The 16,788-nt window shown below is 33.0% G+C and carries 16 protein-coding genes; 11 read left to right on the top strand and 5 right to left on the bottom strand.

Annotated elements, in window-relative coordinates; all coding sequences use genetic code 11:
- Positions 1–266 precede the first annotated feature (266 nt).
- Together SM9_RS09620 and SM9_RS09615 are read right to left on the bottom strand one after the other, a co-directional pair.
- Complete coding sequence (locus SM9_RS09620) at positions 267–1,490, bottom strand: nucleotide sugar dehydrogenase (protein ID WP_058739936.1); 1,224 nt, start codon at positions 1,488–1,490, stop codon at positions 267–269.
- A 126-nt stretch (positions 1,491–1,616) separates the two neighbouring features.
- Positions 1,617–3,113, bottom strand: coding sequence for a transposase (locus SM9_RS09615; RefSeq protein WP_058739935.1), 1,497 nt, complete (start codon positions 3,111–3,113; stop codon positions 1,617–1,619).
- Between the two features lie 585 nt (positions 3,114–3,698).
- Between SM9_RS09615 and ppsA the strand changes: the two genes are divergently transcribed.
- Both ppsA and mfnA read left to right on the top strand, forming a co-directional pair.
- Entirely contained in the window at positions 3,699–5,975 is a 2,277-nt protein-coding gene (gene ppsA / locus SM9_RS09610; protein WP_058739934.1) for a phosphoenolpyruvate synthase, read from the top strand.
- Positions 5,976–6,024: 49 nt separating this feature from the next.
- Positions 6,025–7,185 (top strand): tyrosine decarboxylase MfnA, encoded by a 1,161-nt coding sequence (mfnA, locus tag SM9_RS09605; protein ID WP_058739933.1) that lies wholly within the window; start codon positions 6,025–6,027, stop codon positions 7,183–7,185.
- Here the strand turns inward: mfnA and SM9_RS09600 are convergent.
- Genes SM9_RS09600 through SM9_RS09590 form a run of 3 tightly spaced genes read right to left on the bottom strand, consistent with a single transcriptional unit; the run spans position 7,182 to position 9,455 of the window.
- The gene (locus SM9_RS09600) at positions 7,182–7,535 is read right to left on the bottom strand and encodes a dihydroneopterin aldolase family protein (RefSeq protein WP_058739932.1); all 354 of its coding nucleotides are present in this window, start codon (positions 7,533–7,535) and stop codon (positions 7,182–7,184) included. The genes mfnA and SM9_RS09600 overlap by 4 nt on opposite strands.
- Positions 7,536–8,258: a class E sortase gene (locus tag SM9_RS09595; RefSeq protein ID WP_058739931.1), complete on the bottom strand. Its 723-nt coding sequence runs from the start codon at positions 8,256–8,258 to the stop codon at positions 7,536–7,538.
- A gap of 36 nt (positions 8,259–8,294) precedes the next feature.
- The gene (locus tag SM9_RS09590; protein ID WP_058739930.1) at positions 8,295–9,455 is read right to left on the bottom strand and encodes a DUF515 domain-containing protein; all 1,161 of its coding nucleotides are present in this window, start codon (positions 9,453–9,455) and stop codon (positions 8,295–8,297) included.
- A gap of 467 nt (positions 9,456–9,922) precedes the next feature.
- Between SM9_RS09590 and SM9_RS09585 the strand changes: the two genes are divergently transcribed.
- The 9 genes from SM9_RS09585 to SM9_RS09545 all read left to right on the top strand — a co-directional run bounded on the left by SM9_RS09585 (position 9,923) and on the right by SM9_RS09545 (position 16,783).
- On the top strand, positions 9,923–10,561 hold the full coding sequence (locus SM9_RS09585) for a hypothetical protein (protein WP_058739929.1): 639 nt from the start codon (positions 9,923–9,925) through the stop codon (positions 10,559–10,561).
- Positions 10,562–10,563: 2 nt separating this feature from the next.
- Entirely contained in the window at positions 10,564–11,637 is a 1,074-nt protein-coding gene (locus SM9_RS09580; RefSeq protein WP_058739928.1) for a rod shape-determining protein, read from the top strand.
- Positions 11,638–11,678: 41 nt separating this feature from the next.
- Positions 11,679–12,314 (top strand): ribonuclease HII, encoded by a 636-nt coding sequence (gene rnhB / locus SM9_RS09575; protein WP_058739927.1) that lies wholly within the window; start codon positions 11,679–11,681, stop codon positions 12,312–12,314.
- A gap of 87 nt (positions 12,315–12,401) precedes the next feature.
- Complete coding sequence (locus SM9_RS09570) at positions 12,402–13,241, top strand: MotA/TolQ/ExbB proton channel family protein (RefSeq protein ID WP_058739926.1); 840 nt, start codon at positions 12,402–12,404, stop codon at positions 13,239–13,241.
- Between the two features lie 9 nt (positions 13,242–13,250).
- Complete coding sequence (locus SM9_RS09565) at positions 13,251–13,661, top strand: ExbD/TolR family protein (protein WP_058739925.1); 411 nt, start codon at positions 13,251–13,253, stop codon at positions 13,659–13,661.
- 14 nt (positions 13,662–13,675) lie between these two features.
- Positions 13,676–14,302, top strand: a complete 627-nt coding sequence (locus SM9_RS09560) for an IMP cyclohydrolase (RefSeq protein WP_058739924.1) — start codon at positions 13,676–13,678, stop codon at positions 14,300–14,302.
- 25 nt (positions 14,303–14,327) lie between these two features.
- Entirely contained in the window at positions 14,328–15,092 is a 765-nt protein-coding gene (locus SM9_RS12205) for a coenzyme F420-0:L-glutamate ligase (protein ID WP_058739923.1), read from the top strand.
- Positions 15,093–15,098: 6 nt separating this feature from the next.
- Entirely contained in the window at positions 15,099–16,004 is a 906-nt protein-coding gene (gene cofD / locus SM9_RS12200) for a 2-phospho-L-lactate transferase (RefSeq protein ID WP_058739922.1), read from the top strand.
- A 17-nt stretch (positions 16,005–16,021) separates the two neighbouring features.
- On the top strand, positions 16,022–16,783 hold the full coding sequence (locus tag SM9_RS09545; RefSeq protein WP_058739921.1) for a GTP cyclohydrolase III: 762 nt from the start codon (positions 16,022–16,024) through the stop codon (positions 16,781–16,783).
- Positions 16,784–16,788 lie beyond the last annotated feature (5 nt).

The raw sequence follows: 16,788 nt of genomic DNA, 5'->3' as shown, positions 1-16,788 counted from the left end.
TTTAAATTTTTTATAAATTTAGAATACATTATTTTTTCATATTAAAAATAAAAAATAAATTATTTATATAATTTAATGATTAATTTCATGACTGTTGTCATTTTTGCTTGAAAATTGTATTCTCTAATTAATTTTTTAATATTCTAATAATGATTAATTCAGGGGTTGTCTTTTAAAGTTAATTGTGTAATATAATAAATGGTTCATATAAAAATCAAAAAAATGTGCTTAATTAATTAAGCACAGTTTGAAAAAGATTATTTTTATCAATCTCTTCTAAATAGGTCTCTTGTATATACCTTATCTTCAACATCACCAAGTATGTCTGAGTCAAAACGATTTGCAAGAATTACATCACTTTCACTCTTGAAACGGTCAATATCATTTACAACTTCAGATCTGAAGAATTCACTTCCATCATCTAATGTTGGTTCATAAATAATTATTGGAATTCCTTCTGCCCTTATGCTTTTCATAACGTCCTGTATAGCAGATGCACGGAAATTGTCACTATTACTTTTCATAGTGAGTCTATAAACTCCAACTGTTTTCGGATTTCTTGAAATAATCTGATTTGCAATGAAATCCTTACGCACCACATTAGAGCTCACAACAGCTTTTATCATGGTCTGTGGAACATCCTTATAGTTTGCCAATAGCTGTTTTGTATCTTTAGGCAAGCAGTATCCCCCATATCCAAATGATGGATTGTTATAGTGTCCGCCAATACGTGGATCCATACAGACACCATCTATAATCATCTGAGTATCCAGGCCTTTGGTCTGGGCATATGTATCAAGTTCATTAAAATAGCTCACCCTTACTGCAAGATAGGTATTAGCAAAAAGCTTGATAGCTTCAGCTTCTGTTAAATGAGCTAATAATATTGGAATGTCCTGTTCGGTAACTCCTGCTCTTTTTTCTTCTTCTCTTGCACCTTCAAGAAGTAAATCTGCAAACATCTGTCCTTCTTCTTTTTGTTCATCATCGCATCCAACGACTATTCTGCTCGGGTGGAGATTGTCATAAAGCGCTTTTGACTCACGAAGGAATTCTGGAGAGAATATAATATTATTAACCCCATACTTTTCACGAACAGATTCAGTATATCCAACAGGAATTGTTGATTTGATAACCATTAAAACATCAGGATTTACTTTTAGGGTCCATTCTATAGCATCTTCAACAGCAGATGTATCAAAGAAATGGTTAACATCATCATAATTCGTTGGGGTGGCTATAATAACAAGTTCTGCACTTTTATATGCTGCTTCTTTGTCGGTGGTTGTATAAAGATTAAGTTCACGTTTGCCTTCACGAGCTTCTTTAAAAAATCTTTCTATTTCATCATCCTGAATAGGGCTAATGAACTGATTAAGTTTTTCTGCTTTTGATTCTGTTGTTGTAATTGCTGTAACTTCATGTTTTTGAGCAAGTAAAACAGCAAGTGAAAGTCCCACATATCCAACACCTGCAACTGTGATTTTCATTTTTAAACCTCTTTTTTGTTTTACTTATTTTAACTGAATATTTTTATATAAATGTGTATTTATTTAATTTTTTTAATATTTATGGGTGTCCGCCAAAATTAAATTTTAGTTTTGAACCCTATTTTTTTAGAATATGGTTGCTGTGAGTTGTAATTGATTTTTAATGGATGTACTTTCACAGAAATCTTCTAAATCTTCCGTTGTATTTTCTATTTCTTGTTTTATGTTGTATAATCTGATTAGATTGTATGCTAATGCATCTAGGTTTATTCTTTCTTCTGTTTTTATCATTCCGACGACTACTTCTTTTTCTATTTGGAATTGTTCTTTGAATATTCCGAATGGTCCTTCAACGCTTGATCTTTTTGCGTATTCGTCTTTATATTTTTGTTTTTCCATTTTGTGGTTCATTGCTTTTTGTAATTCTGAACCGTATTCTGTGATTGTTTTGTGTGTTTGTGAGGATGCACAGCATTTTGTTCGTGCATTACAGTTTTTACATGCATTGTAATTGTTGTATATCCTTTTTACTTTGTCTGGTTTTTTTGAATCTTTGTGTGGTTCTGTGTATTTCGCGTAGAAATGTAAGTATTGGTTTTCTGGGCATTTAAATGCATCTTGTTCATAATCGTATTCAAAGTGGTCTTTATGGTATGGATTTTCGTTTAATTTTCCTATTTTTTCTTTTGATTGTTTTCTTGTTGGTATTAATCCTTCTATTTTTTCATCTGCTAGGTATGATAGTGATATTTGATTTAAATATATTGTATCTGCGCTTATGTATTTTGGTTTGGTGTTTACGTTTTGTATTGCTTTTTTAGCGATTGCTGGTAGTTCATAATGGTCTGTTGGGCTTTGTGTGACGTTTATTGCGCAGATTAGTTTGGTGTCGTAATCGACTGCAGATTGGATATTGTAGGCAACCATGTAATTTCCTTTCTTTCCTTTCATAAAACGTGCTTCAATATCGTTTACTGGTATTCTATCTTGTCCTGTGAATGTGAATTGTGTTTCTATTCCATACAATAGTTCTAATTTATCTTCATCACTCATGTCCTTTTTTTCCAATATTCTTTGGGCAGGTTTATGGAGTTTTTCAAGGCTTTCAGGACTAACTGGGCGTCCTTCGTAGTAATCAACCAATATTTTGGTTTCTTTTTTGGAGATTGTGTTGTTGTTGGAATTATATGCTTTTTTGATGGTTCCATCAATAGCAACGTGATTAAATTCCGTAAAACCTTCATCAAATGCCTTTTTCAATGTCATTTGTAATAATACTTCGAAATAACGACCGTATTCTCTTCGATACCTTTGAATTGAACGTTCAGATGGTCTAATATCGTCACAAACGAACCTAAAAATATCATGGTACCTTGCCATATCCGCAATTATGGATGTTCTATCAATATGCTGGATTTTAGCATAAACAAGCAATTTTAACATTGAATCTAGAGGTAAAGGCTCTCTTCTTTTCTTTTTCTTAGGTTCATCAATTTCCAAAAGAGGAAAAACATCTTCAATAAAATCAACGACAAAACGAGAAATATGATCCTTCGGAACATTCCAATCTAATGTCTTAATGCCTAATTTTGTCTGATTCTTGTCAAATTTTCTTTTAACCATAAACAACAACACCAAAATAACTTATACCTAATATAAAATATGTATAACAAAGTATATAAACTTAACTATTTAAAAAACAGTTAAATCCAAAACAAAAACTCATAATTAATTAAAAACAAATAAAACAAAAATTTAATATATAAAATTAAAATTTAAGAATAATGAATTAAAATATTTAAAAAATAGTATAAAATAATGCTAAAATTTTTTTGCACAAAATTCAAAAATTAATTTTGGCGGACACCCTTATAAATAGTTTTAAATTTATGGGAAAATGTTATTTTTTATGGGCATGGATTTGAAATATCACAATGTTCTTAATTACATGCATATATTATCTAAATTTTTTTCTTTTTTTATTTACAAATATACTTAAATTCAAGTAATGATAAAATATAATAGCAACAATAATAACTAATGCAATTTTAATCAACCATTTCTTTAACTATTCAATAACTTTTTTTCATCCTATTTCTTAATTGAAAATAACATAACAAAGTATTTTAAATATAGAAATTAAAAATAATAGTATTATTGACTAAGTTTTAACTTTTTCAATTTTTATAAACCAAGAGGTTATATTTCATGTACGTACAAAAATTTGAAGATTTAAATAAGTCTGATATTGGAATTGCAGGTGGTAAAGGAGCTAATTTGGGTGAACTCACTCAAGCAGGCATCCCTGTCCCGCCGGGTTTTGTAGTAACAGCAGAAACTTATGAAAAATTCATGGAAGACTCTGGAATTAATGATAAAGTTTTAGATATCCTAGATCAAATTGATATCAATGATACAAAAGCTCTTCAATCTGCAGCTGAAGAAATTAAATCTATCATTATTGAAACTCCTATTCCAGAGGATATGGTAATGTTTATTAAAGAAGCTTACAATCAGCTCTGTCAAAGAGTAGGCGAAGATGACACTGATGTGGCTATCAGATCATCAGCAACCGCTGAAGATTTACCTGAAGCTTCATTTGCAGGTCAGCAAGATACTTTCTTACACGTAAGTGGTGATGAAGAAGTAATCGAATACATCAGAAAATGTTGGGCATCATTATTTGAAGCAAGAGCTATTTTCTACCGTGAAGAAAACAACTTTGAACACTCAAAAGTATTGATTGCTGTTGTTGTTCAAAAAATGGCTATTGCAGATAAAGCTGGTGTAATGTTTACCGTAAACCCATCAACCGGTGAAGAAATTGCTTTAATCGAAGGATCATGGGGTCTTGGTGAAGCAGTAGTGTCTGGAGATGTAACTCCTGATAACTATCAGGTTGACAAAACCAACAATGAAATAATCAATGTAACCATTTCTGATAAGAAAGTAATGTACACTAATGATGAAAGCGGAACCAGTGTAAAAGTCAATGTTCCTGAAAACTTAAGAATGGAACGTGTTTTATCTGATGACGAACTCATTGAATTGACTGAAATGGGTAAAAGAGTGCAAGCTCACTACGGCGAACCAATGGATACCGAATGGGCATTTGAAAGAGATAACCTATTCCTTCTCCAGGCTAGACCAATCACTACCTTAGACGGCGATGCTCCTGCAGCAGATGATGATGCTGGAGTTGAAGGTGAAGTTCTCGTTAGAGGTTTAGGTGCAAGTCCAGGTATCGCAACAGGTAATGTAAAAATTGTTTTAGACATCGATGAATTAGACAAAATCGAAGAAGGAGATGTAATGGTTACAACAATGACCACTCCTGATATGGTGCCTGCTATGAGAAGGGCAAGCGGTATCATAACAGATGAAGGTGGAGTAACCTGTCACGCTTCAATCATTTCCCGTGAATTAGGTATTCCTTGTGTTGTAGGAACCGGAGATGCTACAAAAACATTAAAAGAAAATACTGGAGTTACCTTGGACGGTAAAAAAGGATTAGTATTTGAAGGAATTAAAAAAGTTGAAGAAGAAGCTCCTCAAGCAACTGCAGTAGCAGCTGAAGCACCAATCTTAACTGTAACTGAAGTTAAAGCAAATGTAAGTATGCCTGAAGCAGCAGAACGTGCAGCAGCAACAGGTGCAGATGGTGTCGGACTTTTAAGAACCGAACACTTGATGTTAACTGCAGGAATTCACCCTGGAAAATTCATCGCTGACGGTAAAGAAGATGAATTGATTAATACAATTGCTGAAAACGTACAGATTGTAGCTGATGCATTCTATCCAAAACCTGTATGGTACAGAACATTGGATGCACCAACAGATGAATTCATTACCTTGGAAGGTGGAGAAAACGAACCTGAAGAACACAACCCAATGCTTGGTTGGAGAGGTATCAGGAGAGAATTGGATCAACCTGAAATCCTTAAATGTGAATTCAAAGCTATTAAAAAATTACACGAACAAGGATACACAAACATTGGTATTATGATTCCATTATCACAAAGCCCATCTGAATTAATCCAGGCTAAGGCATTATGTTCTGAAGTAGGCCTTGAACCTCACAAGGATGTTGACTTTGGTATGATGGTTGAAATCCCAGCAGCTGCATTGACTATTGAAGACTACTTGGCTATTGGAGTTGACTTTGTAAGTTTAGGAACTAATGACTTAACCCAATACACTCTTGCAGTTGACAGAAACAATGAATTCGTAGCTAAACACTATACTGAAGAACACCCTGCAGTAATGAAATTAATAGAAAGAACTATTAAGAAATGTGCTGAAGCAGGTGTAACATGCAGTATCTGTGGTCAAGCAGGTAGTGTTCCACACATAGTTGAAAAACTCGTTAAATTTGGAATTACCTCTGTTAGTTCCAATGCTGATGCTGTAGCTGAAGTTAGAAAAACCGTAGCTAGAGCTGAACAAAAAATTATTTTAGAAGCTGCCCGTAAGCGTCTAGAATAAATTTTTTCTTTTTTTCTTTTTTTAATTTTAATTATTAATAGATGATTTTATGAATGATTTGCCAATAGATAAAGATGAAATTTTAAAAGAATTGGATTCAATTCAAAATGAAGATTTAAAATATTCCAGTGGCCGTATTTTAGGATCAATGTGTACAGAAGCACATCCTTTTGCAAAGGAAGTTTACACTAAATTTCTTGACAGCAACCTTGGAGATCCAGGTCTTTTTAAGGGAACAAAAGCCACGGAAGACAAAACAATTAAAATCATTGGTAAATTGTTGAACTTGGATAATGCTTATGGAAATATTGTAACTGGCGGAACTGAAGCCAATATTATGGCTGTAAGGGCTGCAAGAAATCATGCAAGAAAATATAAAGGAATTAAAAATGGTGAAATAATCCTTCCAAGATCAGCTCATTTTTCATTTAAAAAGGCAGCGGACATGATGAATCTGAAAATCATTGAAGCGGATTTGGATGAAAATTATAAAATCGATGTTAAATCTGTTAAAAATAAAATTACTGATAATACTGTTGCGATTGTAGCAATTGCTGGTACAACTGAATTGGGACTGATCGATCCAATTGAAGAAATATCTCAAATTGCTTATGAAAACAATATCTATTTTCATGTTGATGCTGCATTCGGTGGCTTTTCAATACCTTTTTTAAAGGATATTGGCTATGATTTTCCAGAGTTTGACTTTAAGCTTCCTGGAGTCTGTTCAATAACAGTAGATCCTCATAAAATGGGTCTTGCACCGATTCCTGCAGGAGGAATAATCTTTAGAAAAAAAGAATATCTTGAAGTTATGGCAGTAGATTCTCCATATTTGACTGTAAAAACTCAATCAACAATTGTTGGAACTAGACTTGGAGCATCAACTGTTGCAACATATGCACTTTTAAAATATTTCGGTCGTTCCGGTTATGCTGAACTTGCAGACCAACTGATGCAAAACACTCTCTTTTTAAAAGAATCTCTTGAAAAAATAGGTTATGATGTTATAGTCGAGCCCGAATTGAATATTGTTGCTTTTAACCATCCTAAAAAAAGTCCGGATGAATTATCAAAAGAATTAGAAAAAATAAATGGGTGGAAAGTTTCAGTTGCAAACTGTCCAAAAGCAATCAGGATTGTTCTGATGAACCATGTAACTAAAACTCATTTAGAAGAATTTTTAAATGATTTGGAAGAGTTATTCTAAATTTCTTCAACATACATTAAAGGATAATTCAACTCTTCAATATACTCTATTCTGATTATTGCTTTAACGTCATCCACTACAGTATGTATTCTAACATCAAGCATATCTCCGGAAAGTGAAATATAATCAAAGCCAGTATTGTCATTTAAGTTGATTTTGACTTCAACATCCTCAATTGCCGGCTGAAGTTTAAATGACTCTTCGATTGTTCTTTCCAATCCTTCTTTTGTTTTGATATTGACTGGTGTTCCAACAAATTGATGGAATAGTGCACCCATGCTGATTCCACCTTCAAATATTGCCCTTTCACGGGAAGTTATGTTTGAGAAATACTTTTCATTAACGTCCATTTAAATTCCACCATTCAAAATGATAATATTGTCATAAATAAACTGTGAAGACATCGGATTAAAGCAGAAATACACAAGCATTATTGTTATTATTAATACAGTGGCTAAAATATAAGGTCTGGAGTCCTTTGGATAAATAAATGATATTATAAGACCAATAATCGAGAATATTCCTGTAATTATAAATGCATTGGATTGCTGCGGATTGTCTGAAATGATTTTTTCATTCACTCCACTAACATTTGTTTGTTCACCTTCAATAATCAATCTGTTTTCTGTAGAACCAATTGGGTCACAAGTAATCAACAAAATATGGTTTCCGCTTTGATTGGTTTCCAATTTATATGTTGCAGGTACTATCTTTTTGTTCGTTACGCTATATTTGACTTCACCGATTCCCGGCCATTCCAATGTTATGGTATCTCCATTATTCACTTCATTTAATCTTAGGAATGGTGAGCCCTGAAGTGTTCTATGTCCAAACAGCACAACATCGCCCTGTGTTGGGATGCCTGATTTTTCATCAAGCATTACTCCCTGTGATAAACTAACATTATTTATTTTCTCATTAATTCCTACTTTTTCAATCAATACTACTGGAGAGGTTATATTTTTCTCACTCACGGTTTTTTGTGAAAAATAATTAACTTCTCCTGCTGCATATAAACCTATTATTATAATACATATGATTACAATAACTGTTGAAATAACTGATTTTGCCATAGTATCATTTTTGTTAATTTTATTAATATAATTTTTCTATCCGGCATATGTTGAATTGATTTCAGTGGACATCCATGACGGTGCTTTTGTAGTTGGTATTGTCAGGACAATGCTGTCCATATTATTTATTATAAAAGATACCTTGTCTTGCGGTACTTCGATTAAAAGCATATATTCCGCATCCAAATCTCCAAGGTTAATCTGTCTTTCATAATTTGATAGCTTAATACCATAATCCTTTAACATGTCCATTGTAGTTTTTTCATCATATCCTTTAATAATTGCTCCTTTAAGCATCTCCAAAACATTTGAAGTAAAAGTTTGTGTATTTTCATTTGGATTAGTGTTGTTTCCTTCCACAATTGTATTTCCTTTAGAATATTGTGAATCTATTTCGCCATTGTCTTCGTATCTCATTATTGATAATACAGTACATCCACTGACATCGGCCTCGCTTTTGTTCGTATCTGCTGAGTCATTGAAAGTATCATTGTTGTTTTTGTAGATGTCAACAATGCTTCCGACGCTTACAAGTCCGGCTCCTGCCTGCAGGCGGGATACCATTATCGGGACTGATACTGTATTTGGCTTTTCAAATATGACTTCAGATAACTTTTCAACATTGTTTGAATTTACAAAGTCTATTGCTTCACTGGCAGGCATTATTGTGTTTCTTGAATTATTTTCATAAACTGCCATTGTCCGGTTAAACTGATCTGTATTTTCATGAATGCTTTTAATATGGAATTTTTTCCAGTCCGTTGTTGCAAGCTTGACAATGTTTATTGATTGAACTTCATAAATGTTATTAGCATCATTTATTTTGGATTCTAATGTATAAACATTTCCTGCATCTGCCATTGGGCCTTTGTAGAGGGAATGCAGTTCATTTAATTTTGAGGTTTTCGCTTCATTAAGTTCCTGCTGTGTCGGTTCATAAATAATAAAATAATATGCTGAAATTATTAGTGTCAGGATGATTATTGTTGTGATAATCTTTCCGATTTTTCTTTTTTTCTCATCACTGATATCCTCAGATTTTCTGTTTTTGAATAATGAACCTAATTTATTGTTGAAGACTTCAATCGCTGTTAATTCTTTTTCTTGTTTTGGTTTCGGTCTTGGAATTTCATTATTTTTTAAATCATCAAGTTCGCCGAATCCTTTCGGATAATTCGGTTTGTCTGGTTTTATCATACTAAACCCTCATTAACTTTAATAAAAACTAAGTATTTGGATTAAAGAGGTAATGCTGTGATAGGTATCCAAATACTTAGGAAGCTTTTTTAATAATTTTATAAAAAATTTCTAAAAAGCTTTAATATTATTATTAATCTTGTGATTATTAAGTTTAACTTATATAAAAGATTATAATTACTTATTTAAATTATTTTGACTAATATTTGGTTATTTTTTATAAAATAAGTAATTTTTATCAAGTTAAAAAAATTGATTGGGCTGCCAAATATTGCTTTAAAAATTAAAAAAATTTCAATTAAAGATAAAATATATATAATAATTTAAAGTAATTTAATATTGTTAGACCTTAATTAATAGTGCCTTATTTCAGCGATTTTTTTCAAAGCTAAATCGGGTTTTTTAATTAATTTAACTATTGATTAAAAGTATTTGGAACTTATATTAATATAATTGTGAGTAGTTAGATGATAGAAGATAATATACGCATTCTCAGACAAGCAGCAAGGATTACTTCTGATGAAGATAAAATTGATGATAATATATGGTGTATTGTTGCAGGCAATGTCGGTTTGATAGATGATATAGCTTATAAGGCCATAGCATCCAAAAATAGCGTAAAAATTCTATTCAGAGAACATGTTGTATTAAAGGAAGGCAAATTAAGTAAAAAGTTTGATTTTATCATGCTTTACGGTAACTCTCGAAAGATTGAAGAATTTGGCAGAGTTTCCATTTCCAAGGGAGGAGCATTTATTAAGGTTTCACACTTCTACTTGAATGAAGGCTCCAAACTAATGGCTTTTGTTGCGCCTGATGATACAATAAGGGATTCTGTATCAGTTATAGAAAAGTCAAGAATTCCATTTGCGATTTTGCAGGAATCTCAAACTACAGGATTCATTGATGTTGATATAAATGATGATGTTAAACTACCCGGTTTTATTAAATCTGCTTTAAAACCATTTTATAATGCAAATGAGGTTGTTTTGTCAACAATACTTATTTCAGTAGAAAATGATGAAGACGTTGAAAAGGTTCAAAGTATTGCTACATCTAATAAAATATTTGTTATAGATTTTAAAGATATTATAACGGAGGATTAGTCATGAATATTTTCGGAAATGATGAGGAAGAACAAGAAGTTGTTGATACCAGAGTTATTAGTAATAGTTTAGGGATAGATTTGGGAACTTTAAACACTGTTATAGCCAAACCATCAGGCGATAAATTTGATTTATACCAAATTCCATCAGTTGTTGCAGTTAAAAAAGATGATCCAAGTGAAGTTTTAGCTGTTGGTGAAGAAGCTAAAAAAATGTTGGGAAGAACTCCTGAAGATATTCTTGCAGTAAGACCACTTAAAAAAGGTGTAATTGAAAACGTTGTACAGGCACAAGCTTTACTCATTAAAGCAATGCAAATTGGTATCAATGAAGGCGAAAGTGTTGGAAGAATAGTTATTGGTATTCCTGGTGACGCATCTGAAGTGGAAAAGAATGCAGCTGAAGAAATTGGAAGAAAAGCAGGTGCACAAAACATTCTTGTTATTAGTGAAGGTCTTGCAGCAGCTATTGGTGCCGGACTTCCTATAGCTGAACCAAACGGTACAATGGTTGTTGATATCGGAGCAGGTTCAACTGATATTGTTATCATTTCTCTCGGTGGTATTAATGATATAGAAACCGTTAGATGTGGTGGAGATGACATCGACAATAAGATTGTCGAACTTGTAGCAGAAAAATACGATGTAGCAATTGGTATTCATGATGCGGAATCTGCAAAAATGGAAGTTGGTATGGTACACTGTTCAGAACAACTTGAAAACTTAAGCGTAGAAGTAATTGGAAAATCCCTAGAAACTAACAGGCCTAAAAAAGTTGTCATTGACTCAATGCTCGTGGCGGATGCAGTAGAACCATTCATGCAAGATATCATTGATGGTTTGAATGTAGTTTTAGAAAGATTATCTCCGGAATTAATGATGGGTGTATACAATAACTCTGTTGCAGTTGGTGGAAGTTCAAGACTTCGCGGTATCAAAGAAAGAATTTTTGATGAAATTTCCATTCCAATCGAAATATCTGACGATCCAATGACTGTGGTTGCAAAAGGAACTGCTATTGTTGCAGCAGAACCACTTGCATTAGAACCGGAAGTACGTTTAAGAGCTATGAAATAATTCCAATAAATTATTTCTTTTTTTTACTTTTTTTTGATAATATGGATATTTTAGGCATTGATGAGGCGGGACGCGGTTCTGTTTTAGGCCCGCTTGTTATTGCTGGCGTTGTAATTGACAAACGCAAGGAAGCTATTTTGGACAATATGGGTGTCAAGGACTCAAAAAAATTAACTCCTCAAAGAAGGGAAGTTCTGGCCCGTAAACTTAAAAAGATGTTTGTTTTTGATACTGTAGTATATTCTGCACAGGATATTGATAATTTAAGAGCTAAGGGTGTTAATTTAAATGAAATTGAGCGCAAAGGAATGCAGGAACTTATTCAAAAACTTGATTTTGATGAAGCTATTGTTGATGCAGTTGATGTTAAGCCTCAAAGGTTTCAGGACAAGCTTCAAAGAGCAACCGGAAAGCATGTAAAAGCTGAACACAAGGCTGATGACAAATACATTGAAGTAAGCGCAGCATCAATCATTGCAAAACAAACAAGGGATGAGGCAATCGCCGAAATCAACAAATGCTTTGAAGATGTTGGTGGAATTGGCTCAGGATATCCTTCAGATCCAACAACAAAAAAATTTCTATCAAATTATACCTATAACGAAATGCCCGTCTTTGTTCGCAAGTCATGGTCAACTGTTGCAAAGCTTAAGGATGTTCAAACCACTTTAATCTAATTTTATAAATAGCTATTTTTAAGTATATGAAATAATATATTATTCTTATAAATGATTATTTTAATATAATTTATATAGAGGAAAAATATGGTTATGGAATATATTACGCCAGTTTTTAATGGGATAATGGATATATTTACTCAGGGAGGAATTATTACATATATTATCCTTTTTATAGGTATTTATGGTCTTATTATCGCTCTTAGAAAAATTGCGTATCTTAGAAAAATTAGTCGTGTAGACACCACTGAAATATTTGGTGTTGTAACTGCATCCATGGAAAGAGGAGGTGCAGTGGAAGCGCTAAAACAAATTAACAGATTTAAAAATCCTGTTTCCAGGATTATTTCAGAAACTTTAAAAATTGGTTATAAGAACAAAACTGAAGTTGAAGAAAGTATGGAACAAATCTTTATTGTTGAAGTTGCTAAAATGACTAAAGGTTTAAGCACTATTAAAACTATTACTGAACTAGCTCCTTTCATCGGGTTAATCGGTACCGTTATTGGTATCTGGATGACTTTCAAATCATTGGGTGTTAACCCTAACTCAGCTGCTATGGCTGAAGGTATTTATGTAGCACTTACCACTACCATTATGGGTCTTTTGGTTGTTATTATTCTTTTACCGTTATATACTTATATCCAAGGTCTCATTGAAGCTGAAATGGATAAGATTGAGCTTGCTACAAAAATGACCAACTGGGGTTTTGCTGTCGTAAAAGTTAGGGTGGAAGCTAATGTTGAATGTGCTGTTTCAGCACTTCAGGAAGCAGAAGGTGTTGTCAATACAAGATTGATTTCAGATCCTTATGCAAATATCAAGGTTTCATTTAAACCGAGTATGTTGGATAAGAGTATTTCTAATATTATTTTAGAAAAATGTAATGTGAATGCAGAAATTACTGAAAGTAAATTGAGACAATAAGTGGTTGATATGTCAATTGATGTTAAATCTTATAAAAAAAGGTTTTTGGATAATCAAAAACCGAATATTAATTTAGTTCCATTTATTGATATTTTATTTACAATAATGATTTTTCTAGTTGTTACTAGTAATTTTTCAGCTGTGGATGCACCAATGGATGCTACAGACAGTGGTGCAACCGGTAAACCTAATGTAACTGATACATCAGGTAATGCTGAGTATTATATTGTGCCTGTTGCTAATTTGCATAAGGTTACTGTTAATGGTGTTGACCGTTCAGATGCCATTAGCGGCGGTGCTGTTGGAGTTCAGGCGAAGGTTATGGATGAGGGACAGATATCGATTAAACCTGGTGAAATTATCATCAATACTCCTAATGGAATTTCTCCAGATCAAGCAGTTCAACGTCCAAAAGTCTAATAGGGAGAGATTGTATGTATACTGGTAGAATATTGTCAATAGGAATGAATAGTGATGGAAAACCTTTTGCAGCATACAGAGTGTCTAGTAGGTCATTTCCGAATAGGCAATGCATAAAATTTGATAATAGGGCAGCTGTTGTTCCAAAGGAAGGTTTTGAAAAGGATATTTATGAAAATACATATATCACTTACAATAGCCTGCGTATTGTTCGTGATACTGCGATTGTATCAAATGGATCCCATACTGATGTAATTGCAGATAAAATATCTTTGGGAATGAATATCAAGGATGCAATAGCATATTCTTTACTAACTATGGACTATGAAAAGGATGATTATCATACTCCACGTATTGCAGGTGTTGTAACATCTACAAACAAAAAGGATGAATATGCTTGTTATGTTGGAATTGCTAACGATAAAAAATTGTTGGTTGAAGAAGTGCCTTATGGGGAAGCCGTATTCATATCAACTTACGGCAGTCAGGTTCATGATTCTGTTGAATTTTCAGCAAAGACCTCTCAGGAAGCTGCCAAATTTATTTTTGATGAAGGCACTTTTGCGAATTATAAAAAACCGGTAACATCCTGTGCTACTGTTTTTGATGGAGAATGGACTATAGCAGTTCATAATCCATAATTTTTTATTTTTTTAAGATGATACTATGGAAATTAAGTTAATTGGCTTAGAAGGTATTCCTTTAGTTAAATCTGGTGATGATATTTCCAAAATAATTAAAGAAGCTATTTTAAATTCTGATTATGATTTATGTGATGGGGATATTATTTTAATTGCTGAGACATTAATTTCAAAGGCTGAAGGAAACATTATTAAATTGGATGATATTGTTCCATCTGATAAGGCTGTGGAAGTTGCAAAAATCTGTAAAAAAGATCCTAAATTGGTTGAAGTAATTTTACAAAATTCAACGGAAATAGTTGAAGTCGGACCAAATTTTATTGTAACCGAAACAAAACAGGGTTTTGTCTGTGCAAATGCCGCAATTGATGAGTCCAATGTTGAAGATGGTCTTGCAACTCCAGTTCCCGAAAACCCTGACCAATCAGCGAGAGAAATTCGTGAATTTTTGGAATCTGAATTTGAAAAGGATTTGGCTGTTATTATAACTGATACTCAGGGAAGAGCATTTCGTATCGGTGCAATAGGCACTGCCATCGGATGCAGCGGTATCAATCCTTTATGGGTTAGAGTTGGTGAAAAAGATTTGTATGGGCGTGAACTTGAAACAACAGAAATTGCAACGGCTGATGAATTGGCTAGTGCCGCTTCATTAATTATGGGTCAGGCTGATGAGGGCCTTCCTGTGGTTATTATTTCTGGGTTCAGTGCTTTTAATCATTTAAGAAAAACCGATTCAGATATTAGGCCTTTGCTCAGACCAAAAGAATTTGATGTATTTAGAAGGTAGTTTATTATGATCACTGTTTTATCTGGAGGGACGGGTACTCCAAAATTGTTACAGGGAATTAAGGAAGTTGTTGACACTAAAGATTTGTCTATCATAGTTAATACTTTGGAAAATGATTATTTTTCAGGAGTTTATGTGTCTGCAGACATTGATACTGTCTTATACACAATGGCTGACATGATTAATGACGAGACATGGTATGGCGTTAAGGGCGATACGTTTATCACCAATAAAAGACTTGCAGAATTATCATCTCCAGAGTTGCTTAGAATAGGTGATATTGACAGAGCTACCAAAATACAAAAGACTCTATTGATGCAAAATCATTCGCTTGAAGAAAGTGTTAATATTCAAGCGAAACATATGGGTATTAATTCTAAAATTATTCCAATGAGCAATGAAAATTCTGAAATTAAAATTGTAACTGATATTGGTGAATTGGAATTCCACGATTTTTTAATTAAACATCAGTCAGAACCTGAAGTGAAGGATGTTGTTTTTTCAAAGGTCAAACCGGCTGACGGTGTAATTGATGCAATCAAAAATTCCGAGGCGGTAATAATTGGACCATCAAATCCAATAACTTCAATATTGCCAATACTTTCTCTTGATGGTGTAAAAGAAGCTTTAAAAGATACTTTTGTTGTTGCGGTTTCACCAATAATTGGAAATGACTCAGTTTCAGGACCAGCATCCAAATTTATGAAAGCTTTGGATATTGAAGTTTCATCAGTTGGTGTTGCAAAATTGTATCAGGAATTTTTAGATGTTTTGGTTATTGATGAACAAGATGAAAATTTGAAAGAAAATTTAATCGAAATTATTAATAAAGTAATAATTACAAATACTATAATGAATAGTTCAGATGCTAAAATTAATTTGGCTAAAAAAATTTTGGATAGCATCGTATAATAATAGGCGGTAATGTAATGATACAAATGACTTTGATACAAATTGACAATTATGGTCCATGGACAGTGACTCCAAGACCACGTACTGAATCAGATTTACAAATGTTACAAGCAAATTTATTTGCAGACTTGAATAATCATTTTGGAAATAAAAAAGGTTTAGTTTTTTTCACAAGGTTTGACAATTTGCTAGCTATTTCAAACGGTTTGGATGAAGAGGATCATTTAAGAATTCAAAGATCAATCAGAAACAGATATCCAATAACTATAAGTATGGGTGTTGGAGCTGCAGAAACTCCTCATGAGGCTCAAAGATTAGCTACTATTGCACTTCAAAAAGAAGGCGGAGCACAATCTTCAAAAAGAAAAGAAATTCTAGCTATTGATAGTTTGGTTTCTGAAGAAGACAGCTTTGTTCAAGCTGCACATATTGATATTAATAGTGTAACTGAAACTTTAACTGATATAGAATCTGCTTTTGATACAAGTTTCATGGTCAATAAAGCTCAACATTACTTGATGACTAAATTAATTAAAAAAGGAGCATTATTATTTTTCATTGGTGGAGATAACTTCATGTCTCCATGTAACGGATTAAGTGAAGAAGAGATTAAGGATATGCTGGTTGAAATTGATGAAGAGATTGGTATCGGTCTTAAGGCCGGAATCGGAAGAGGCAAGAATGCCGAAGATGCAGCATATATGGCGGATATTGGTCTTGAAGAAATACGCGAACGTGATAATGAACCTTGGACTTGGGTAGTAGAAAAAGAATACTGATTGGG

It is taken from the genome of Methanobrevibacter millerae, from assembly GCF_001477655.1.
Taxonomy (GTDB): Archaea; Methanobacteriota; Methanobacteria; order Methanobacteriales; family Methanobacteriaceae; genus Methanocatella; species Methanocatella millerae_A.
This window is presented reverse-complemented; position numbering and strand designations above follow the sequence as displayed.